Source organism: Mesorhizobium sp. Arg314 (genome assembly GCF_053714275.1).
Map to the genome: position 1 here is coordinate 20,832 of NZ_JBSKBP010000029.1, position 19,765 is coordinate 40,596.

Below are 19,765 nucleotides of genomic sequence, written 5' to 3' on the forward strand. Positions count from 1 at the left end.
TTTTGCCTTGATGCCGGTCATCTTTGGCGCGGTTCTCATCCGGTAAACTGTTCGATACGACGGACTTGAAGGAATGCGCGTGCTTCGGAACTCTCTTTGCGCCATGGCGCTGTCGCTGTTCACCGCGTCGGCGGGCAATGCCACCGCCTTGCTCGAGCCGACGCTGCATCTGAAGCCGCAGGGCGTTGAAGGCGGCGGTCGCGTCGCCCTGACGCTCGATGCCTGCGGCGGAAAGACCGACACAAGAATTCTTTCGGCACTTGTCGACAACAGGATACCGGCTACGATTTTCGTTACCGGCATCTGGCTGAGGCGCAATGCCGAAGCCGTCGAGATCATGCGGGCGCATCCCGATCTGTTCGAATTGGAAAACCATGGTGGCCGCCACATTCCGGCGGTCGATATACCACGGAAGATCTATGGCATCCGCAGCGCCGGCAGTCCGGACGCCGTTCAGGTCGAAGTTGAATCCGGCGCCGCGGCCTTGGCCAGCGAAGGCGGTCCGGCGCCGAAATGGTTTCGCGGCGCCACCGCCGAATACAGCCCCTCGGCGATCGCCATGATCCGCAAACTGGGCTTCAAGATCGCCGGCTTCTCGGTCAATGGCGACGGCGGCTCGCTGCTTGGCGCGAAGGAAACGGCACGCCGCATCGGCGCCGCCAAGGACGGCGACGTCATCATCGCCCACATCAACCAGCCGACCCATGCGGCCGGCGAGGGCGTGGTCCAGGGGCTGCTCGCCTTGAAGCAGAAGGGCATGACCTTCGTGCGCCTGGACGATGCCGAGGGTATAGGCAACGACGGCACGACGGATTGAGAGCGCGGTGTGAGGGTGTCGACGGCTGAATTTTGGCAGCCACATCCTTCCGGAATTGACGTAAACGCACATCCCTTCGTCATCCACGGGCGAAGCAAGGAGCGTAGCGACGCAGCGCAGACCCGAGGATCCATGCCGTGACTTTGACGCGCCGCGGCGGTGCAGAATTCTGCTCCGCTGCGCCCTTCGATCAAGGTAACGGCATGGATCCCAGGGTCTCCGCGACGGAGCTTACGCTCCTGCTTCGCCCTGGGATGACGTTCCGGCTTCACCTGTATCGGCCGGTAGCAATGGCCGTGCCGGATCAGGAGCTCAGCCCGGCGTGGCTTCGACCGACACCTTGTTGGCATAGAACGCGCCGTGATTGCGGATCTCGGTCATTTCGTCGAACGGCTGTTCATAAGCCCACATCGCATTTTTGCCGGCTTCTCCGGTCGCCTGGATACTCCAGTAGCTGGCATCGCCCTTGTACGGGCAATGCGTGGAGTGCTCGGTGCTGACGAGCTTGCTGAAATCGATGTCGTCGAACGGGATGTAGAAGACTGCCGGATATGGCGGTTCCGACAGCAACTTGGCCCGCGCCGATCTGGCGATGACGGTATCGCCCGCGCGCACGGTGACGTTGCCGCGATAGGGTTCAACGGTGATCACCTTGTCCGGATTGCGCTGGTATCCGGGGGCGGGGTTGGCGAGCTTGTCCATGAATGGTCTCCTTGGGGGAGATTTACATGTGTCGGGCAAGCGCGTCGCGCAAGCTCGCGCGGCGCGAGGCGTCATCACCATTCATTGAACGTCTGTAACCTGGCGTCAGGCGGCCGTCTTGAAAGCATCCATGAGGCCGGCATAAGCGGCGGCAATGCCCGCGACGGGATTGGTGCTTCTTGCCGCGGTCTCGACCTTTAGCGCGCCGCCGGAGGCCGGCAGCGTGAGCAGCAGGAACTGACGGTTGCCGCCGTCGCCGATGCAGGCGGCGGCGACATGCTCGCCCGCGCCGCCGTTTTCAACGCGCATCTTGAACAGCAACGTCCCGCCAACGGCCTCTAGCGCGCCGCCGACGACTTCGGCAAATTCATCTTCGGAAACGGCCTTGGTATCCGGCGTCAGATCGTCCAGACTTTCGGCAAGCGTGCTTTCGAGGGCTTTTTCGTCGAGCTGCGCGTTCATGCGAACCACTCCATTCGCCAATCTCACCCAGCCCGTTAATGAAACTTAACGGCGACGATGGCCGGATTATGGCGGTTTTCCCTGGTCCTTCGATCCATCCACCGGCTTCGACTTATGACGGCTGGACAATCCGCCGGTTCGTTCCACAATGCGTGAAACAAACGACGCGAATGCGCAAGGGGAGGAACCGATGCTCGGACTCATGCAGCAATGGCCGCTTCTTTGCCACAAGCTGATCGACCACGCCGAACGCCAGCATGGCAGCCGGGAGGTCGTCTCGCGTTCGATCGAAGGCCCGATCGTGCGCACCACCTACGCCGAAATCCATCGCCGGGCGCTGAAGGTGGCGCAACGGCTGGAGCGTGACGGCTTCGGGCTCGGCGACCGCGTCGCCACGCTTGCCTGGAACACGGCCCGCCATATCGAGGCCTGGTATGGCATCATGGGCATCGGCGCGATCTATCACACGCTCAATCCGAGGCTTTTTCCCGAGCAGATCGCCTGGATCATGAACAATGCCGAGGACAAGGCGATCTTCGTCGACCTGACCTTCGTGCCGCTCCTGGAAAAGATCGCCGGCGCGGTCCGCTCGCTGAAGCTGGTGATTGTGCTTACCGACGGCGCACATATGCCGCAAACGTCACTGCCGAATGCCGTCGCCTATGAGGAATGGTTGGCCGAAGTTGACGGCGCCTTTGCCTGGAAGGTCTTCGACGAGAACACCGCTGCCGGCATGTGCTATACCTCCGGCACGACCGGCGACCCGAAAGGCGTCCTCTACAGTCACCGTTCGAATGTTCTCCACGCCATGATGGCCGCCATGCCCGATGCCATGGGCATGTCCACGCGCGACGTTATTTTGCCTGTCGTGCCGATGTTCCACGCCAATGCCTGGGGCCTTGGCCAGAGCGGCCCGATGATCGGCTCCAAGTTGGTGATGCCCGGCTGCAAGATGGATGGCGCCTCGATCTACGAACTGCTCGACACCGAGAAGGTGACGTTCAGCGCCGCCGTGCCGACGGTCTGGATGATGCTCCTGCAGTATCTGGAGGAGACCGGCAAGAAACTGCCCTATCTGAAGAAGGTGGTCATCGGCGGCGCGTCCTGCCCGCGCGCCATCACCGCCAAGTTCCAGGACAATTATGACGTCCAGGTCGTACACGCCTGGGGCATGACCGAGATGTCGCCGCTCGGCACCCTCTGCACCATGAAGCCGGCCTTCGAGGACCTGACGGGCGAGGCCCGGCTGGATGTTCAGGGCAAGCAGGGTTTTGCGCCATTCGGCGTTGAAATGAAGGTGACCGACGATGACGACAACGCGCTGCCCTGGGACGGCAAGACCTTCGGCCATCTCAAGGTGCGCGGCCCCGCAATCGCCCGCGCCTATTATGGCGGCGCGGGCGCCGAGCAGTTCGACGCGGACGGCTGGTTCGACACCGGCGATGTCGCCCATATCGACGCCAGCGGCTACATGCAGATCACCGACCGCGCCAAGGACGTCATCAAATCCGGCGGCGAATGGATATCGACCATCGATCTTGAGAATCTCGCGGTCGGCCACCCGGACGTGGCGGAGGCGGCAGCCATCGGCATCCCGCATTCCAGATGGGGCGAGCGGCCCTTGCTCGTCGTCGTGCGCAAGCCCGGCAGAGAGCCGAGCAAGGACGACATCCTCACCTTCATGAGCGGCAAGGTGGCGAAATGGTGGATGCCCGACGACGTCGCCTTCGTCGGCGAAATTCCGCACACCGCCACCGGCAAGATCCAGAAGATCAGTTTACGCGACCAGTTCAAGGATTACCGCCTGCCGACGGATTGACGAAAAATGTTCGATCTTTCGGCTTCAAGCCGGCGCCAAAAACCGCTAACTCTCGGCCGGGGTTGGGACAACACGGCAAAGAATGGCACCTATTCCTGAACGGCAGACGTCGAGGGCGGCCGGCTGGTCGCGGCGGATCGGAGCATTTTCTCTCGTCCTGTTGCTTACCGCCGTTGCCGCTTACAGGCTCGGTCTCGTCGAGACACCGCCTTTTCTGTGGGTGCTCGCGGTCGTGGCGTTGCTGGCGGCGCTCGCCTTGTTGCTGGCGGGCCTCGGCCTGTCGCGGGTCTGGAGTTTTGGCGATCGCGGCGGCCGCGATCTCAGCATCGGCGCGTTGCTGGCGCTTCTGGTGTTGGCACCCTACGGCGTCGCGGTCTACTGGGCGACGATCTATCCGCCGCTGCGCGACATTTCGACCGATCTCGACGATCCGCCGGCGCTGGACACCAGCGACCGCACCGGCGACATGAACGAGCTGCCGCCGCCTACGCCTGGCGAACAGGCTCTCCAGGCCGATGCCTATCCGCTGGTCAGTGGGCGCAGCTACAACCTGCCTTTCGAAACCGTCGTCGACGCTGTCGAAACCGTGCTCGATCGCCGCGACTGGCAGTTGACGGCGCCTTATCCCGATATCAACGGGCAGAGCGAGGCGACGATCAATGCGCTGGCCAAGGGCTTCGTGCTTGGACTGCCGGCCGACGTCGCCATTCGCGTCACCGACGATGGCGAGCAGGTCATCGTCGACATGCGCTCGGCCTCACGCTACGGCCGCTACGACCTCGGCGACAACGCCGCCCGCATCACGAACTTCCTTGGCGAGCTCGACCAGGAGGTCGCCGGGCAGGTCGGCGCGGCGCCTGCGGAATAGAGCAATTCCAGGAAAAGTGTGAAGCGTTTAGGGCTCGCCGACTTCGGCGTAGCCTTTCCGTCCGGAAGCCAGAAAAGGAAGAGGAAGCGGCTCGCCGTTTCCGTGAAACGCTGAAGCGTTCCGGCCTAACCAGCAGGCACGAAAAATCCGTCGATTGCGGGCTCGCCATCGGTTGCGACCAGGCCGCGCGCGACGAGATCCTCGAGATGAGCAAGCACCGACAGGCCGGCGGCGCCGTGCAGCCGCGGGTCGGTGTCGCGATAGATCGCCGCGACCATTTCCTTGATCGTCGGGTCTCCGGCGCGGATGCGCTCCAGGATCGCTCTTTCGCGCATCTTGCGATGCGTCTTCAGGCCGCGCATGAACCTGCCGGGTGCGGACACAGGTCCGCCATGACCCGGCAACAGCAAACGATCGTCGCGCGCAAGCAGCTTGTCGAGGGAGCTCATATAGTCCGCCATGGCGCCATCCGGCGGCGCGACGATCGAGGTCGACCACGCCATGACATGGTCGGCTGAAAACAGTGTGCCGGTTCCCTCGAGGGCAAACACGGCATGATTGGCGGTGTGGCCGGGCGTAAGCACGGTGCGAATTGCCCAGCCGTCGCCCTCGGTCAGTGCATTGTCGGCCAGCGCGACGTCGGGAACGAAACCCAGGTCGGCGCTGGCGTCGAGCGGATTGACCTCGCCGATGTGCAAAGCGCGGGCCGGCCTATGCGGGCCTTCGGCAAGCGTTGGCGCGCCGGTACGCTCTTTCAGCCGCGCCGCCAAGGGCGAATGGTCGCGATGGGTGTGGCTGACGAAGATGTGGCTGACCGGCCGGCCGCCGATCGCCATAAGCAGCGTTTCGAGATGGGCGTCGTCTTCCGGCCCAGGATCGATCACCGCCAGCGTATCGCGGCCGATGAGATAGCTGTTGGTGCCGTGGAAGGTGAACGGGCTCGGATTTCCGGCGGTGATGCGCAGCACATCTGGCGCGACCGTAACCGCCCGGCCATAGGCCGGGTCGAAGCTGGTGTCGAATTCAATGGCCATGCCGGCGGGCTCCGTTGCAATGCGGCAAAATGATTGCCGCCCGATACGGAAGCCAATATAGGAAAACAAATGCATGTCGCCCAAAACTGCGCAGCGGTTTTGGGAGAACGGCATGCATCAAGACAAAGTTTGAAGCGCATCGCCTGAAATCGTTTCTCCGCGACGCGCAGCCACAACGGGGAAGACCATGGCAATTGCAACCACGATGCGTCCGCTCGTTTCTCTCACCCTGCCGGATCGGGGCGCCGCCCGGCTCGCGACCCAGCTCTTCCTGGCGCTCGCCGGAACCCTGCTGCTCACGCTTTCGGCCAAGACGAAAGTGGTGCTCGGCCCGGTCGACATTTCGCTGCAGACGCTCGCCGTGCTGTTGATCGCCTCGGCGTTCGGCCTGCGGCTGGCGGTCGCGACGCTGCTTCTCTACCTCGCCGAGGGCGCCATGGGTTGGCCCGTCTTCCAGGGCACGCCGGAAAAGGGCATCGGCATTGCCTATATGCTGGGCTCGACGGGCGGCTATCTTGCCGGCTTCGTGGTCATGGCGGCGATCGCCGGCTGGGCCGCCGACCGCGGCTGGGATCGCAATCCGTTCAAGCTGTTCGGCGCCATGCTGACTGGCGAGGTCGTCATGATGGCGATGGGCTTTGCCTGGCTGGCGGTGCTCATCGGACCGGAAAAGTCCTGGCAGTTCGGCGTCCTGCCCTTCATCGTCGGCGACCTGATCAAGGTGGCTTTGGCCGCCAGCCTGGTGCCGGCCGTCTGGGCGCTGCTCAAGCGCGGCTGAGCCCGACCGAAACGGGAAGGGCTGGCCGGCGACAAGCGCCCGCCGGCCCTTTTTTATGGGGCGGTCGGATTTCGCTCGAAACCACCGCATGCCCGATGATAGAAGCGGGAAGGGTGTCGGGAAGAAATCAAAGCCGACATTGACAAGCCTGTGCCCGAAACCTAAGCACGGCCAACTTGGCGTCGAGGCGGGGGCCGCGGTGGTCCAAGGAGAGCTTGTTGAAAGGAATTATCCTTGCGGGCGGCAGCGGAACACGTCTTTATCCGCTTACATTAGCTGTATCTAAGCAAATACTGCCGATCTACGACAAGCCGATGATCTATTACCCGCTGAGCGTTCTGATGCTCGCGGGGATCCGCCAGATCCTGGTCATTTCAACTCCACGCGACTTGCCGGTCTTCCAGGCTTTGCTGGGCGACGGTTCCGAATTCGGGCTGGAGCTCTCCTATGCCGGGCAACCGCAGCCCAACGGCCTCGCCGAGGCTTTCATCATCGGCCGCGACTTCATCGGCAAGGACAACGTGTCGATGATTCTGGGCGACAACATCTATTTCGGTGAGGGCCTGTCGCATCTGTGCCGTGCCGCGGCCGGCCGTGAAAGCGGCGCCTCGGTATTCGCCTATCATGTCGACGATCCGGAGCGTTACGGCGTGGTTTCGTTCGACAAGGCGACCGGCAGGGCTTTGACGATCGAGGAAAAACCGCAGAAGCCGAAGTCCAACTGGGCCGTCACGGGTCTCTATTTCTACGACAACGATGTCGTCGATATCGCCTCGACGATCCGCCCTTCGGCGCGCGGCGAGCTCGAGATCACGGCGGTCAACAACGTCTATCTCGAGCGCGGGCGACTGCACGTGCATCAGCTCGGCCGCGGCTATGCCTGGCTTGACACCGGCACGCATGACAGCCTGCACGAGGCATCGTCCTTCGTGCGCACGATCGAGCATCGCCAGGGCATAAAGGTCGCTTGCCCGGAGGAGATCGCCTTCGAACAGGGCTGGCTCGGCGCCGAAAAGGTCCTGGAGCGGGCGGCGCGCCTGGGCAAGAATGAATATGCCGCCTATCTGCGCAAGCGCGTTGCCGATCTGACGGAGGAACGAGGTGCTTGAGATCAGGCAGCTCGGCCTCGACGGCCTGCTGGAGATCGTGCCGAAGCGGCATGGCGACGCGCGCGGTTTTTTCAGCGAGACCTGGAATGCCGGGCGTTTCGCCGAGGCCGGCATCGATCTCGTCTTCGTGCAGGACAACCATTCCTATTCCGCCGCGGCCGGCGTGTTGCGCGGGCTGCATTACCAGCTGCCGCCGCGCGCCCAGGACAAGCTGCTGCGCGTCGTCAGGGGCAGCGTGCTCGATCTCGCGGTCGACATCCGCAGCACCTCGCCGACTTTCGGCAAGTGGGTGGCGCTGGAGGTGTCGGCGCAGATGGGCAACCAGATCCTGGTGCCGAAGGGTTTCGCGCACGGCTTCGTCACGCTCGTGCCGGATACCGAGGTGCTCTACAAGGTGACCGACACCTATTCCCCCGAGCATGACCGGTCGATCCGTTTCGACGATCCCGACATCGGCATCGAATGGCCGGCGGTTGCCGGCGGATTCCAGCTTTCGGACAAGGACCGCAAGGCGCCGTTGCTCGCCATGGCGGAGGTGTTCGCGTGAGGAGAGAGGGCGGCATGAATTTCCTGGTCACTGGCGGCGCCGGCTTCATCGGCTCCGCCGTCTGCCGGCATCTGTGCGCCAACCCGGCCTATCGCGTCACCAATCTCGACAAGCTCACCTATGCCGGAAACCTCGCCTCGCTGCGGCCGATCGAGAACGCGCACAATTACCGCTTCGAGCAGGCCGACATCCGCGACGAGCGCGCGGTGCTCGAGATACTGCGCCGTGACGATATCGACATCGTCATGAACCTCGCCGCCGAAAGCCATGTCGACCGCTCGATCGACGGCCCCGGCGCCTTCATCGAGACCAACATCGTCGGCACCTACCGTATCCTGAATGCGGCGCTGGAATACTGGCGCGGGCTGCCGGAGGCCCGTCAAAGCCGCTTCCGCTTCCACCATGTCTCGACCGACGAAGTGTTCGGCGATCTTCCCTTCGACGGCGGCATGTTCGTCGAGGAGACGCCCTATGCGCCGTCCTCGCCCTATTCGGCGTCGAAGGCGGCATCCGACCATCTGGTGCGCGCCTGGCACGAGACCTACGGCCTGCCGGTGGTGCTGTCCAACTGCTCGAACAATTACGGCCCCTACCATTTCCCGGAAAAGCTGATCCCGCTGGTCATCCTCAACGCGCTCGACGAGAAGCCGTTGCCGGTCTACGGCGCCGGCGCCAATGTGCGCGACTGGCTGTTCGTCGAGGATCACGCGCGGGCCCTTGAACTGGTGGCCACCAAGGGGCGACCGGGCGAGAGCTACAATGTCGGCGGCAATTCCGAGCGCACCAATCTCGGCGTCGTCGAGACGATCTGCGATCTTCTCGACCTGAGGCGCCCGCGCAGAGGCGGCGCGAGCTACCGCGATCTGATCGCCTTCGTCACCGACCGCCCCGGCCATGACCGCCGCTATGCGATCGACGCCTCCAAGATCGCGCGCGATCTCGGCTGGGCGCCGAAGGAGAATTTCGACAGCGGCCTGGCAAGGACCGTCGACTGGTATCTCGACAACAAATGGTGGTGGGGGCCGATCCGCGAGCAGCGCTACGCCGGTGAGCGGCTGGGCCAGGGTTCGATCGAAAACAGCCCGACCCAAAACAGCCCGATCGACCATAAGACGATCGAAAGCAGCCCGGCCGGGAACAGGGCCGAAAACAGGAAGGTGGCCACGTGAGGCTTGCCGTCACCGGACGCGAAGGCCAGGTTGCCGCAAGCCTGGTCGAGGCGGCGCGAGGCCGCGACGATGTCGAAGTCGTCGCCGTCGGCCGCCCAGTGCTCGACCTCGCGCGGCCCGACACGGTGTTCGCAGCACTTGAAGCGGCAAGGCCCGACATCGTGGCTTCCGCCGCCGCCTACACAGCCGTCGACCAGGCCGAGGACGAGAAGGACCTGGCCTTCGCCGTGAACGCCGCCGGCGCCGGCAAGGTGGCGCAAGCCGCGGCTCGGCTCGGCGTTCCCGTCATCCATCTGTCGACCGACTATGTCTTCGACGGCACCAAGGACGGCGCCTATGTCGAGACCGACCAGACCGCCCCGCTTGGCGTCTACGGCGCCTCCAAGCTTGCCGGCGAACAGGCAGTGGCGGCCGCCAACCCGCGCCACCTCATCCTGCGCACCGCCTGGGTCTACAGCCCCTTCGGCAGGAACTTCGTCAAGACGATGCTGAGGCTGGCTGGCGACCGCGACGAGATTTCGGTCGTCGCCAACCAGTGGGGAAACCCGACCTCGGCGCTCGACATCGCCGATGCGATCCTGCATGCGGCGGCGAGGCTGCGGGAAGACAAGAATTTCGCCGCCTTCGGCATCTATCACCTGGCGGGCGAGGGCGAGACCAACTGGAGCGGCTTTGCCCGTCACATCCTGGATACAAGCCGCGCGTTGAGTGGCCCGTATGCGAGTGTTCGCGATATCGCGACGAGCGACTATCCGACCAAGGCCAGGCGCCCCGCCAACTCGCGGCTGTCGAGCGCGAAGTTTGCGGGCGTGTTTGGTTGGCAGGCGCCGGGGTGGCGGGAGGCGACTGAAGCTGTCGTAGCTCGTACCGTCGCCGACTATCAGGTCTGAAAGATTCGACCGGCTGGCGAATGACCCGGCTCAAGAGCGCCTACGCGAAGCGGCGACAAGCGGTTGCGGGCCTCGAACATCGGCAATGACGCGATGTGAACAAAAAACCTCTGGCTCTCCTCCCAACTCCGCGCTAATGCCATAACCGGGTGAACGGGTAGGGGATTTGCAATCCAGAGTGGCGGCGGACGATGTTTTGTCCTGCGCCATTCTGACAGCATCTCGACGCCTGGAGTTCAGTACTACCCAATGACCGCCTATGTAGAAGCCGTATCGGAACTCCGACCGAGGATGCGGCGCGCCATCATCATGGTCCAGGACCTCGTCATGGTCCTGGTCGCCGTGGCTCTTAGTCTCATCCTTTCGCGGTCGCGGCTTTCTTTCGACGCGTTCTCCTTGGGCGGGCTGGCCTGCTGGGCGCTCATCGTGCTCGTCGCCCATCTCTTGTTTCGCTCCAGCGGCCTTTACAACACCGTGTGGCGCTTTGCCTCCACGCCCGACTTCTTCAACATCCTCAAGGGCTGCGGCAGCCTGACCGTGGTCCTCTATCTGGCCTCGCTTGCCTTCCGCTTCTTCCTCGAGCCGGTGTCCGGCCTCAACGAACGCCAGTTCATCGTCTTTTACCTGGTCTCCTTCACCATCATTTCGGCGCCCAGGCTTTACTATCGCTTCCTGCGCGACGGCGCGTCCTGGCGCATCCTGCGCCGCGCTCCCGGCGACGCGCCGGTCAAGCAGGCGCTGTTCATCGGCCGGCTGGGCGAGGCCGACCTGATCGTGCGCTTCACCCGCGCGGCCCGGCCTGCCGAATACGCCATTGCCGGCATCATGGCGACAGAAGCCGATGCGCCGCTCGGCACCCGGATCCAGGGCGTTCCGGTGGTGGCGCTGCGGCCGCGCCTTGTCGAGGTGCTGGAGGACTATGTCAACGGCACGGAAAACCTCGACCTTTTGATCTTCGGCAACGGCGTCGCGCGCGAGATCGAGGACTATGCCGAGCTGGTGCGCGTCGCCCGCCACAGCGGCATCGCCGTCGTCCAGTTCTCCGGCCTGTCGGAGCTGGGGCAGGGCGGCAAGCTGGTTCTCGATACGGTCGAGATGGAAACCATCATGCGCCGCTCGGCGGTTGCCACCGACACCACGCGCATCGGCGCCTTCGTCGGCGGCAAGCGCGTGCTGGTCACCGGCGGCGCCGGCTCCATCGGCCGCGTCCTGGTCAAGCGCGCGCTGGAGCTCGGCGCCGAGGCGGTGCTGGTGGCCGACAATTCCGAGTTCGGCATTTTCCAGCTCGACCAGCTGATCGACGACAAGGACCGCGACCGGCTGACCAGCCGCATCGTCGACGTCACCGACCGGCCTCACATGATGCGCCTCGTCAGCGAGTTCAAACCCTCGATCCTGTTTCATGCCGCGGCGCTCAAGCACGTGCCGCTGCTCGAAGAGAACTGGGAAGCGGCGATCGAGACGAATGTCTTCGGCACGCTCGCCTGCGCCGAGGTCGCCGCCGAATGCGGGGTGCCTCAGTTCCTGCTGATTTCCAGCGACAAGGCCGTCGACCCGACTTCGGTGCTCGGCGTCACCAAGCGGGCGGCCGAGCAGATCGTCTCCTCGCTGCATGAAACCCAAGTGGCGCCGTCGCCGCTGCATGCCGGCGCGGCGAACGGCCACCAGGCCGGCGCGCATCATGCCCATCACTTGGGAGCGCATCGTCCCGGCACCAAATTCATCGCCGTGCGCTTCGGCAATGTCTTCGGCTCCAATGGCTCGGTCGCGACCATCTTCCAGGCTCAGATCGAGGCCGGCGGGCCGGTCACCATCACCGACCGGCGCATGACCCGCTATTTCATGACCGTGGCCGAGGCCGTCGACCTCGTCATCATGTCGGCCGCCGATGCCGAGCAGCGCCAGGGTCGGGACGACTACGCCATCTACATGCTCGACATGGGCAAGCCCGTGCCGATCCTCGAAGTCGCCGAAACCATGATCCGCATGGCCGGCAAAAGCCCCTATACCGACATTCCGATCCGCTTCACCGGCATCAGGCCAGGCGAGAAGCTGCACGAGACGCTGCATGGCGAGAACGAAGAGGTCGTCAAGCTCGACATCGCCAAGATCTTCGGCCTCAGGAGCGACGTCGTCGGCTGGCCGAAAATCCAGGCCTGGCTGACCGCGCTGGAGGCGGCCATCCGCGATCAGGACAAGGCAGCGGCGCTGGCGGTGCTGGCAGGCCTCTACCAGGATCAGAACATTCCAGAGCGCGACATGCCGAAAGCGGCAGGGCAAACCGCTTAGCCTGCCTTGCCCATGCACAGCCACCCAAGCGTACCCGAACATTTGCAGGATGCGCCGCCGCTCTCGTTCGGCTCTGGCGCCGGATCTGAACCGTGACGGCAAAGCGGGCTTTCGACCTGATTATCGCGGCCGCGATGCTGGCGGCGGCGTCGCCGATCATGCTGGTCGCCATGCTGGCGATCCGGGCGACGTCGCCCGGCCCCGCCATCTTCTCGCAAATCCGCGTCGGCCGGGGAGGGGCCCTCTTTGCCTGCCGCAAATTGCGCACGATGCATCGGGACACGCCGTCCTTGCCCACCCACGAGGCGCCGGCCAGTTCGGTCACCGCGGTCGGCAAGGTGCTGCGCGCAACCAAGATCGACGAGCTGCCGCAGCTCTGGAACGTGCTCAAGGGCGAGATGAGCCTTGTCGGCCCGCGCCCATGCCTGCCGAGCCAGACGGAGCTGATCGAACGGCGCAGGGAGCTGGGCGTGCTTGCCGCGCTGCCGGGCATCACCGGACTGGCGCAGATCAAGGGGATCGACATGTCGGATCCGAAACTCTGCGCCGAGACCGACGCCGCCTACCTCAGGGCTGCCTCGACCGGTCTTGATCTCAAGATATTGCTGGGTACGCTCTACCGCGCATAGAGCGTTTTCGCCGTTTCACCGTTTCACGCAAACGGCGAACCGCTCTATCTGTTTGTTTTGATGCATTCCGGACGGAAGGCTAATGCATGTCGCCCAGAAGTGTGCCGCGGTTCTGGGACAACGACATGCATCAAGACAAAGACCTAAAGCGCGTCGCCTGAATCCGGTTCAGCGCGACGCGCTTTAGGGCGAAGGCGCCGAGCCTGACCGCCTGCACTTTTCCTGGAATTGCTCTAACCGGCCTGTCGCGCCAGCTCCTCGAGCCGGCCGAGCGTGTCGGCTTCCGGCGTCCAGCCTTCCGAGGCCAGCAGCGACGGGTCGCAGATCTGCGTCGCCACCAAAGCTTGCCACGACGCCTGCCGGCCAAGCAGCGTGGCCACCAGCCGGAACGGCCAGGCCGGCGTGGGAAGAAGCCGGGCCGGCCGGCCGTATCCGCGCCGGAATGCGGCGACGATTTCAGACATCGCAACCGGCGAAGCATCGCCCAAAATGTAGGTCGGACGCGGCGGCATCGGACGGGTCAGCAGATGCGTCACAGCGCCGGCCACGGCGTCATTGGAGATGAGCGAGCGAACCGCCGTCAGAGCGGCCGCGGGCAGCGGCAAGCCGGTGGCTGCGAGCCGCATCAGCCCGCGCAGATTTCCCTTCATGCCTTGGCCATAGACCGGCGGCAGCCGCAGCGCCGTCGCACCGGTGCTTCCGGCGGCTGCAAAAGCCTCCAGCATTGCGATCTCACCTTCGCGCTTGGAGCGCCCGTAGGCGCATTGCGGGGCAGGGGGCGTGGCCTCGTCGATGGTGCCGCTGAAATCGGGCCCTACGACGGCGCGGATCGAGGAGAGATAGATGAAGCGCCCCGCGGTGCGCGTCGCCGCTGCCTGGGCGAGCCGTCCGGTCAGTGTCGCATTGACGGCTCGGAAGTCGGCTTCGCCGGCGCTGCGATCATTGTTGAGCGCCGCGCAGTGGACGACATGCGCCACATCGCCCATCAACGCCAGAAAGGCTTCCTCCGGCGCCTCGGCGCCAGGCAGCGCGACGACATCGTCCGCGCCCGTCGCTCGTTGCGGCAGGCGGGAGGCGATCCGTACGTCAAATCCGGCCTCGCGCAACCGGCTCACGACCCGGCGTCCAATGAGGCCCGTCGCGCCGGTGACCAGGACCTTCATGATCGCGGGCTGGCGCCCGGCGCCATGGCAGGCGCGCTTTTCCCGGTCGGCGCCACCGTGCGCCCGGACGCAAGGTAGGTTCCCGTGATCAGGAACACCATCAGCGTCGCGTCGAGAATATCGTGGCCGATAAGGATGCCGGTCATTCCGCCGGTGAGATAGGTAATGACCGTGACAAGGACCATCGTCGCGCCGAACCGCTCGACCGGATCGGCGCTGACGCGCAGCGTCCTTGCCGCGTTCCAGGCGGCAACGACGAAGATCGACGCGAGCGCCAACGCCCCCAGCAGGCCGGCCTCGACCAGCGCCGTCAGGAAGCCATTGTGGAAATGGCTGAAACCCTGGTTCAGGCCGAACTGGTCCTGAAAGCCCTGCTTCATCAGCGCCCGGCTGGCCGAAATGCCGTGGCCGAAAATCGGCATCTCGCGAAAGGCGCTGAAGCCCATTTCCCACATCGCCACGCGCAGGCCGAGCGCCGTCGAGTGGTCGCCATTGGCGTTCAGCGCATCCCAGTCGCTGACCAGGAAGTCGGTTCGATCGAGGATGACGCGAGAGCCGATGGCGCCGATCACCAGGGCGACCAGGACGCCGATCACCGCAAAGCGCGCCACGCTGGCGCTGGTGAACCGGCGGCGATTGACGAGAAGGACGACGATGCCGGCAATCGGCACGGCCACCCAGATCATGCGCGACGCCGAATAGACGACCGCCAGGGCTCCGGCCATCGCCGCCAGGACCAGCAGCTTCCAGCGCTTCTCGATGCCTGACAGCGCGCCGGCAAGGCACATCATCACGGCAAGGCAGGTAACGGTCGCGAAGACGATCGCGTTTCCGGCGCCGCCCTCGGCCCTTATGCCGAGCCAGTGATACTGGACGACGGCGATGGCCAGCGCACCGAAGCAGGCCGCGCAGCTTGCCGAAATGGCGATGCGTACCAGCGTGATCTTCTCGGTGATGCTCCAGGTCGAATAGGAGGCGGGGAAGAGCAGCAAGGTGATCAGCGGCAGGAACAACCGCAGATCGGCCGCCAGCGTACCGTTAACGATCGAAGCGACAAACATCGCGGCGCAATAGGCATAGATCGCCACCGTCAAGGCGAGCATCGGCCGGTCGATGTTGAAGCGCCGCCGCTTCGTGGCGAGCAGCATCGCGGACCACACACCACCGGCGTTGAAGGCGATGCTGACCAGCGACCCGAGCACCGGCGGCGAAAAAAAGCAGACGATCGAGAAATAGACGTTGATCTGTGCGGGAGTGAGGTGGCGCCGGAGCGTAGTGAACGGGTTCAAATGCTTTGCTTCGCAATTTCCAGCTTGCGCCCGGATCCGTGGAGCCGGCCGAAGGCCGCCTCGATGAACTCCGTTTGCCGCGCCTTGCCCGTTCCCCGAGCCCGTATAGCCGCTGGCGCTGTCCCACGATAGGGCGGTTGACGATGTTCCGACAAAAATCCTCGGCCCTGGCGAAGACCGGGCAACCGGGATCCCCGGAAGCTAAGAATTCCAAGCCACGGTTTTCCTCGCTTCGGCTTTCCAATGGCCCCGGCAGGATTTTCCGCTTTGCCGGCCTCGCTTGGAAAATTCGTTCTCTAATCACCCCGTGCCGTGCGGGTCTTGCATTGTTATCGCCAGCGCCGATCTGTTAGAACGCCCGCACGAAACAGTTTGTCCAAAGTGGAATTTGCGCCCGGGTGGCATGGAATTGCGCCTGCGATGCAAGATTTCCGCTCGACGGCACGAGAGAACGCTCGACAGTCCATGAATATCGCGCTCACGCATCTGCAGCGGCTCGAGGCCGAATCCATCCACATCTTCCGCGAGGTCGCGGCGTCCTTCTCCAAGCCGGTGATGCTTTATTCGGTCGGCAAGGATTCCTCGGTGCTGATGCATCTGGCGATGAAAGCCTTCTACCCCGCCAAGCCGCCTTTCCCGTTCCTGCATGTCGACACCACCTGGAAGTTCCGCGAGATGATCGCCTTTCGTGATCAGATGGCGCAGAAACTCGGCTTCGACCTGCTCGTCCATGTCAACGAGGATGGCGTTCGCGACGGCATCAATCCCTTCGACCACGGCTCCAACACCCACACCCACGTGATGAAGACGGTGGCGCTGCGCCAAGCGCTCGACAAATACGGCTTCGACGCCGCGTTCGGCGGCGCCCGCCGCGACGAGGAGAAGTCGCGCGCCAAAGAGCGCATCTTTTCCTTCCGCAACGCCCAGCACGCCTGGGACCCGAAGAACCAGCGGCCGGAAATGTGGAAGATCTTCAACACCCGCATCGCGCCGGGCGAGTCGATCCGCGTCTTCCCGCTGTCCAACTGGACCGAGCTCGACATCTGGCAGTACATCTTGCAGGAGAACATCCCGATCGTGCCGCTCTATTTCGCTAAAGCGCGGCCGGTGGTCGAACGTGACGGCATGTTGATCATGAAGGATGACGACCGCATGCAACTGCGTCCCGGCGAGGCGATCGAGAACCGCCTGGTGCGCTTCCGCACGCTGGGCTGCTACCCGCTGACCGGCGCCATCGAATCCGACGCCGATACGCTGGAGGCGATCGTCGGCGAGATGCTGACCGCCCGCACCTCGGAGCGCCAGGGCCGCCTCATCGACCGCGACGAGGCAGGCTCGATGGAAAAGAAGAAGCGCGAGGGTTATTTCTGATAATGCGCCACATCATGGCCAAGAGCCTCGCCCAGACCGATCAGATCCGCGACTATATGGCCGCGCAGGAGAAGAAGTCGCTGCTGCGCTTCCTCACCTGCGGCTCGGTGGACGACGGCAAGTCGACGCTGATCGGCCGGCTGCTCTCCGACACCAAGCAGATATTCGAGGATCAACTCGCCGCGCTCGAGAAGGATTCGCGCAAGCACGGCACCACCGGCGACGACATCGACTTCGCGCTGCTGGTCGACGGGCTGGAGGCGGAGCGCGAGCAGGGCATCACCATCGACGTCGCCTACCGCTTCTTCGCCACGCCGAAGCGCAAGTTCATCGTCGCCGACACGCCCGGCCATGAGCAGTACACGCGCAACATGGCGACCGGCGCCTCGACCGCCGATCTCGCCATCGTGCTGATCGACGCGCGCCAAGGTGTGCTGCGCCAGACCAGGCGCCATTCCATCATCGCCTCGCTGCTCGGCATCCGCCACATCGTGCTCGCCGTCAACAAGATCGACCTCGTCGGCTTCGACAAGGCCACGTTCGACCGGATCGTCGCCGACTACAGCGAGTTCGCCCAGCAACTGGGCTTCTTAAGCGTCGTGCCGATCCCGATGTCGGCGCGCTTCGGCGACAATGTCACCAACCGCTCGGAGCGCACGCCGTGGTATTCCGGGCCGTCGCTGATCGAGCATCTGGAAACGGTCTCTGTCGACGAGGCCGCAGTTGAACTGCCGTTCCGCTTCCCCGTCCAGTATGTGAACCGCCCGAACCTCGATTTCCGCGGCTTCGCCGGCACCGTTGCCTCGGGCACCGTCTCTGAAGGAGACGAGGTCGTCGTCGCCAAGTCGGGCAAGGCGTCGCGGGTCAAGCGCATCGTCGCGCAGGGCGGCGACCTCGGCCAGGCGGTCGCCGGCCAGGCGATCACGCTCGTTCTCGAGGACGAAGTCGAGGTGTCGCGTGGCAATCTGCTGGTGTCGCCGGCGGCACGTCCGCAGGTCGCCGACCAGTTCGCCGCCAACATCGTCTGGTTCGACGAGCAGGCGCTGCTGCCCGGCCGGTCCTATGTCCTGCGCACCGAGACCGACCAGGTCAGCGCCACCGTCACCGAGCTCAAGTACCGGGTCAACGTCAACGATTTCGCGCATGAGGCTGCGAAGTCGCTCGACATGAACGAGGTCGGCGTCTGCAACCTCTCGACGCGGGCGCCGATCGCCTTCGATCCCTTTGCGCAGAACCGTACCACCGGCGCCTTCATCCTGATCGACCGTATCACCAACGCCACCGTCGGCGCCGGCATGATCCTGCATTCGCTGCGCCGCGCGGAAAACATCCACTGGCAGTCGCTGGATGTCGGCAAGCGCGGCCGCTCGGACCTGAAGAACCAGCGCCCGGCCGTGTTCTGGTTCACCGGGCTTTCGGGTTCGGGCAAGTCGACCATCGCCAACCTGTTCGAGAAGAAGCTGTTCGCGTCCGGCCGCCACACCTACATCCTCGATGGCGACAACGTCCGCCACGGCCTCAACCGCGATCTCGGCTTCACCGACGCCGACCGGGTGGAGAACATCCGCCGCGTCGCCGAAGTAGCCAAGCTGATGGCCGATGCCGGGCTGATCGTCATCGTCTCCTTCATCTCGCCCTTCGCCGCCGAACGGCGCGTGGCGCGCGAGCTGATGGCCGAGGGCGAGTTCGTCGAGGTGTTCGTCGACACGCCGTTCGAGGAGTGCGCCCGCCGCGATCCGAAGGGCCTTTACGCACGCGCCTTGAGCGGCGAGATCAAGAATTTCACCGGCGTCGATTCGCCCTATGAGGCGCCGCAGAATCCCGAAATCCATCTCGAGACTCTCGGCAGGAGCCCGCAGGAGATGGCGGAAGCCCTGGAACACTGGCTGACCGAGCGAGACATTGCTGAAGAGCAGTATGACAATGGCGGCGGTATCTGACGACGAAACGATGCTGGGCGTCTTCGAGCGCCTGGCGCTGGACGCCGGGCGCGAGGTGATGCGCGTCTTCCACGAAGGCTGCGCCGTCGACAGAAAAGCCGACTCCTCGCCGGTAACCGAAGCCGACCGCGAAAGCGAGAAGATCATCCTTGCCGGCCTGCGCGCCGCCTATCCGGATATCCCTTGCGTGGCCGAGGAAGAGGTTGCGGCGGGCATCGCCACACCCGACCTCGACGGCGCGTTTTTCCTGATCGATCCGCTTGACGGCACCAAGGAATTCGTCAACCGCCGCACCGACTTCACCGTCAACATCGCGCTGGTGCGCCATGGCGTGCCGGAAGTCGGAGTCGTGTTCGCGCCGTGCACTGGACGCTTTTTCTCCGGTCGGCCCGGCAAGGCCGAGGCGCTGGACATCGACAGCGATTATCGCATTGCCGGTCGCCGCCCGATCGCCGTGCGGGAAGGCGCCACGCCGCTCGCCGTCGTCGCCAGCCGCTCGCATAATACGCCCGAGACGGACGCCTTCATCCGCGACCTCGGCGCCGCCGAGATCGTCTCTGTCGGCTCGTCGTTGAAATTCTGCCTGCTCGCCGCCGCCGAGGCCGACGTCTACCCGCGCTTCGGCCGCACCATGGAATGGGACACGGCGGCCGGTGACGCGGTGCTGCGCGCTGCCGGCGGCATGACGCGCACGCTGGACGGCGAGCCGCTGGTCTACGGCAAGCGCAACCAGGCCAGCGACAGCGATTTCGCCAATCCGCATTTTGTTGCGAGCGGGAAGAGCTCGGCTTAGGGCTTTGGTGATTGGCCGCCTCCGTCGCGTCGTCATCCTAGGGCGGAGCAAGGAGCGAAGCGACGCGCGCAGACCCTAGGATCCATTCCGTGACGC

Annotated in this window: 18 protein-coding genes; 13 read left to right on the top strand and 5 right to left on the bottom strand. The window is 64.5% G+C overall.

All coding sequences use genetic code 11. The features are described 5' to 3' along the window. Window positions 1–73: 73 nt before the first annotated feature. Window positions 74–817 (top strand): polysaccharide deacetylase family protein, encoded by a 744-nt coding sequence (locus ACWGS9_RS24905; protein WP_454507749.1) that lies wholly within the window; start codon window positions 74–76, stop codon window positions 815–817. Window positions 818–1,129: 312 nt separating this feature from the next. Here ACWGS9_RS24905 and ACWGS9_RS24910 read toward each other — a convergent pair whose 3' ends face one another. Then, window positions 1,130–1,519, bottom strand: a complete 390-nt coding sequence (locus ACWGS9_RS24910) for a DUF427 domain-containing protein (protein ID WP_454507750.1) — start codon at window positions 1,517–1,519, stop codon at window positions 1,130–1,132. Window positions 1,520–1,624: 105 nt separating this feature from the next. Continuing rightward, window positions 1,625–1,981, bottom strand: coding sequence for a hypothetical protein (locus ACWGS9_RS24915; RefSeq protein ID WP_454507751.1), 357 nt, complete (start codon window positions 1,979–1,981; stop codon window positions 1,625–1,627). Window positions 1,982–2,171: 190 nt separating this feature from the next. Between ACWGS9_RS24915 and ACWGS9_RS24920 the strand changes: the two genes are divergently transcribed. Continuing rightward, complete coding sequence (locus ACWGS9_RS24920) at window positions 2,172–3,800, top strand: fatty-acid--CoA ligase (protein WP_454507752.1); 1,629 nt, start codon at window positions 2,172–2,174, stop codon at window positions 3,798–3,800. Between the two features lie 82 nt (window positions 3,801–3,882). Continuing rightward, window positions 3,883–4,668, top strand: coding sequence for a DUF1499 domain-containing protein (locus ACWGS9_RS24925; protein ID WP_320211845.1), 786 nt, complete (start codon window positions 3,883–3,885; stop codon window positions 4,666–4,668). A gap of 125 nt (window positions 4,669–4,793) precedes the next feature. Here ACWGS9_RS24925 and ACWGS9_RS24930 read toward each other — a convergent pair whose 3' ends face one another. Further along, window positions 4,794–5,702, bottom strand: a complete 909-nt coding sequence (locus ACWGS9_RS24930; RefSeq protein WP_454507753.1) for an MBL fold metallo-hydrolase — start codon at window positions 5,700–5,702, stop codon at window positions 4,794–4,796. 187 nt (window positions 5,703–5,889) lie between these two features. Between ACWGS9_RS24930 and ACWGS9_RS24935 the strand changes: the two genes are divergently transcribed. The 7 genes from ACWGS9_RS24935 to ACWGS9_RS24965 all read left to right on the top strand — a co-directional run bounded on the left by ACWGS9_RS24935 (window position 5,890) and on the right by ACWGS9_RS24965 (window position 13,113). Then, window positions 5,890–6,480 (top strand): biotin transporter BioY, encoded by a 591-nt coding sequence (locus ACWGS9_RS24935; protein ID WP_454507754.1) that lies wholly within the window; start codon window positions 5,890–5,892, stop codon window positions 6,478–6,480. 218 nt (window positions 6,481–6,698) lie between these two features. Further along, complete coding sequence (gene rfbA, locus ACWGS9_RS24940; RefSeq protein ID WP_454507755.1) at window positions 6,699–7,589, top strand: glucose-1-phosphate thymidylyltransferase RfbA; 891 nt, start codon at window positions 6,699–6,701, stop codon at window positions 7,587–7,589. Further along, window positions 7,582–8,136, top strand: coding sequence for a dTDP-4-dehydrorhamnose 3,5-epimerase (rfbC, locus tag ACWGS9_RS24945; RefSeq protein ID WP_454507756.1), 555 nt, complete (start codon window positions 7,582–7,584; stop codon window positions 8,134–8,136). Before rfbA ends, rfbC begins: the two co-directional genes overlap by 8 nt. Window positions 8,137–8,150: 14 nt before the next feature. Continuing rightward, window positions 8,151–9,305 carry a dTDP-glucose 4,6-dehydratase gene (gene rfbB / locus ACWGS9_RS24950; protein WP_454507757.1) on the top strand — a complete coding sequence of 385 codons (1,155 nt, stop codon included), beginning with the start codon at window positions 8,151–8,153 and terminating at the stop codon, window positions 9,303–9,305. Beyond that, on the top strand, window positions 9,302–10,195 hold the full coding sequence (gene rfbD, locus ACWGS9_RS24955; protein ID WP_454507758.1) for a dTDP-4-dehydrorhamnose reductase: 894 nt from the start codon (window positions 9,302–9,304) through the stop codon (window positions 10,193–10,195). Before rfbB ends, rfbD begins: the two co-directional genes overlap by 4 nt. A 249-nt stretch (window positions 10,196–10,444) precedes the next feature. Continuing rightward, entirely contained in the window at window positions 10,445–12,484 is a 2,040-nt protein-coding gene (locus ACWGS9_RS24960; RefSeq protein WP_454507759.1) for a UDP-N-acetylglucosamine 4,6-dehydratase, read from the top strand. Window positions 12,485–12,576: 92 nt separating this feature from the next. After that, window positions 12,577–13,113, top strand: coding sequence for a sugar transferase (locus tag ACWGS9_RS24965; protein WP_454507760.1), 537 nt, complete (start codon window positions 12,577–12,579; stop codon window positions 13,111–13,113). A 233-nt stretch (window positions 13,114–13,346) separates the two neighbouring features. Here the strand turns inward: ACWGS9_RS24965 and ACWGS9_RS24970 are convergent, their stop codons facing one another. Then, entirely contained in the window at window positions 13,347–14,276 is a 930-nt protein-coding gene (locus tag ACWGS9_RS24970; RefSeq protein WP_454507761.1) for an NAD-dependent epimerase/dehydratase family protein, read from the bottom strand. Then, complete coding sequence (locus tag ACWGS9_RS24975; protein ID WP_454507762.1) at window positions 14,273–15,565, bottom strand: O-antigen ligase family protein; 1,293 nt, start codon at window positions 15,563–15,565, stop codon at window positions 14,273–14,275. Before ACWGS9_RS24975 ends, ACWGS9_RS24970 begins: the two co-directional genes overlap by 4 nt. A 465-nt stretch (window positions 15,566–16,030) precedes the next feature. Between ACWGS9_RS24975 and cysD the strand changes: the two genes are divergently transcribed. From cysD to cysQ, 3 genes are read left to right on the top strand one after another with little or no spacing between them, the layout of a single operon-like run. Further along, window positions 16,031–16,936 (top strand): sulfate adenylyltransferase subunit CysD, encoded by a 906-nt coding sequence (gene cysD / locus ACWGS9_RS24980; RefSeq protein ID WP_320211827.1) that lies wholly within the window; start codon window positions 16,031–16,033, stop codon window positions 16,934–16,936. A 2-nt stretch (window positions 16,937–16,938) separates the two neighbouring features. Next, window positions 16,939–18,876, top strand: a complete 1,938-nt coding sequence (gene cysN, locus ACWGS9_RS24985) for a sulfate adenylyltransferase subunit CysN (protein ID WP_454507763.1) — start codon at window positions 16,939–16,941, stop codon at window positions 18,874–18,876. Window positions 18,877–18,886: 10 nt separating this feature from the next. After that, complete coding sequence (cysQ, locus tag ACWGS9_RS24990; RefSeq protein WP_454507790.1) at window positions 18,887–19,669, top strand: 3'(2'),5'-bisphosphate nucleotidase CysQ; 783 nt, start codon at window positions 18,887–18,889, stop codon at window positions 19,667–19,669. Window positions 19,670–19,765: the final 96 nt, after the last annotated feature.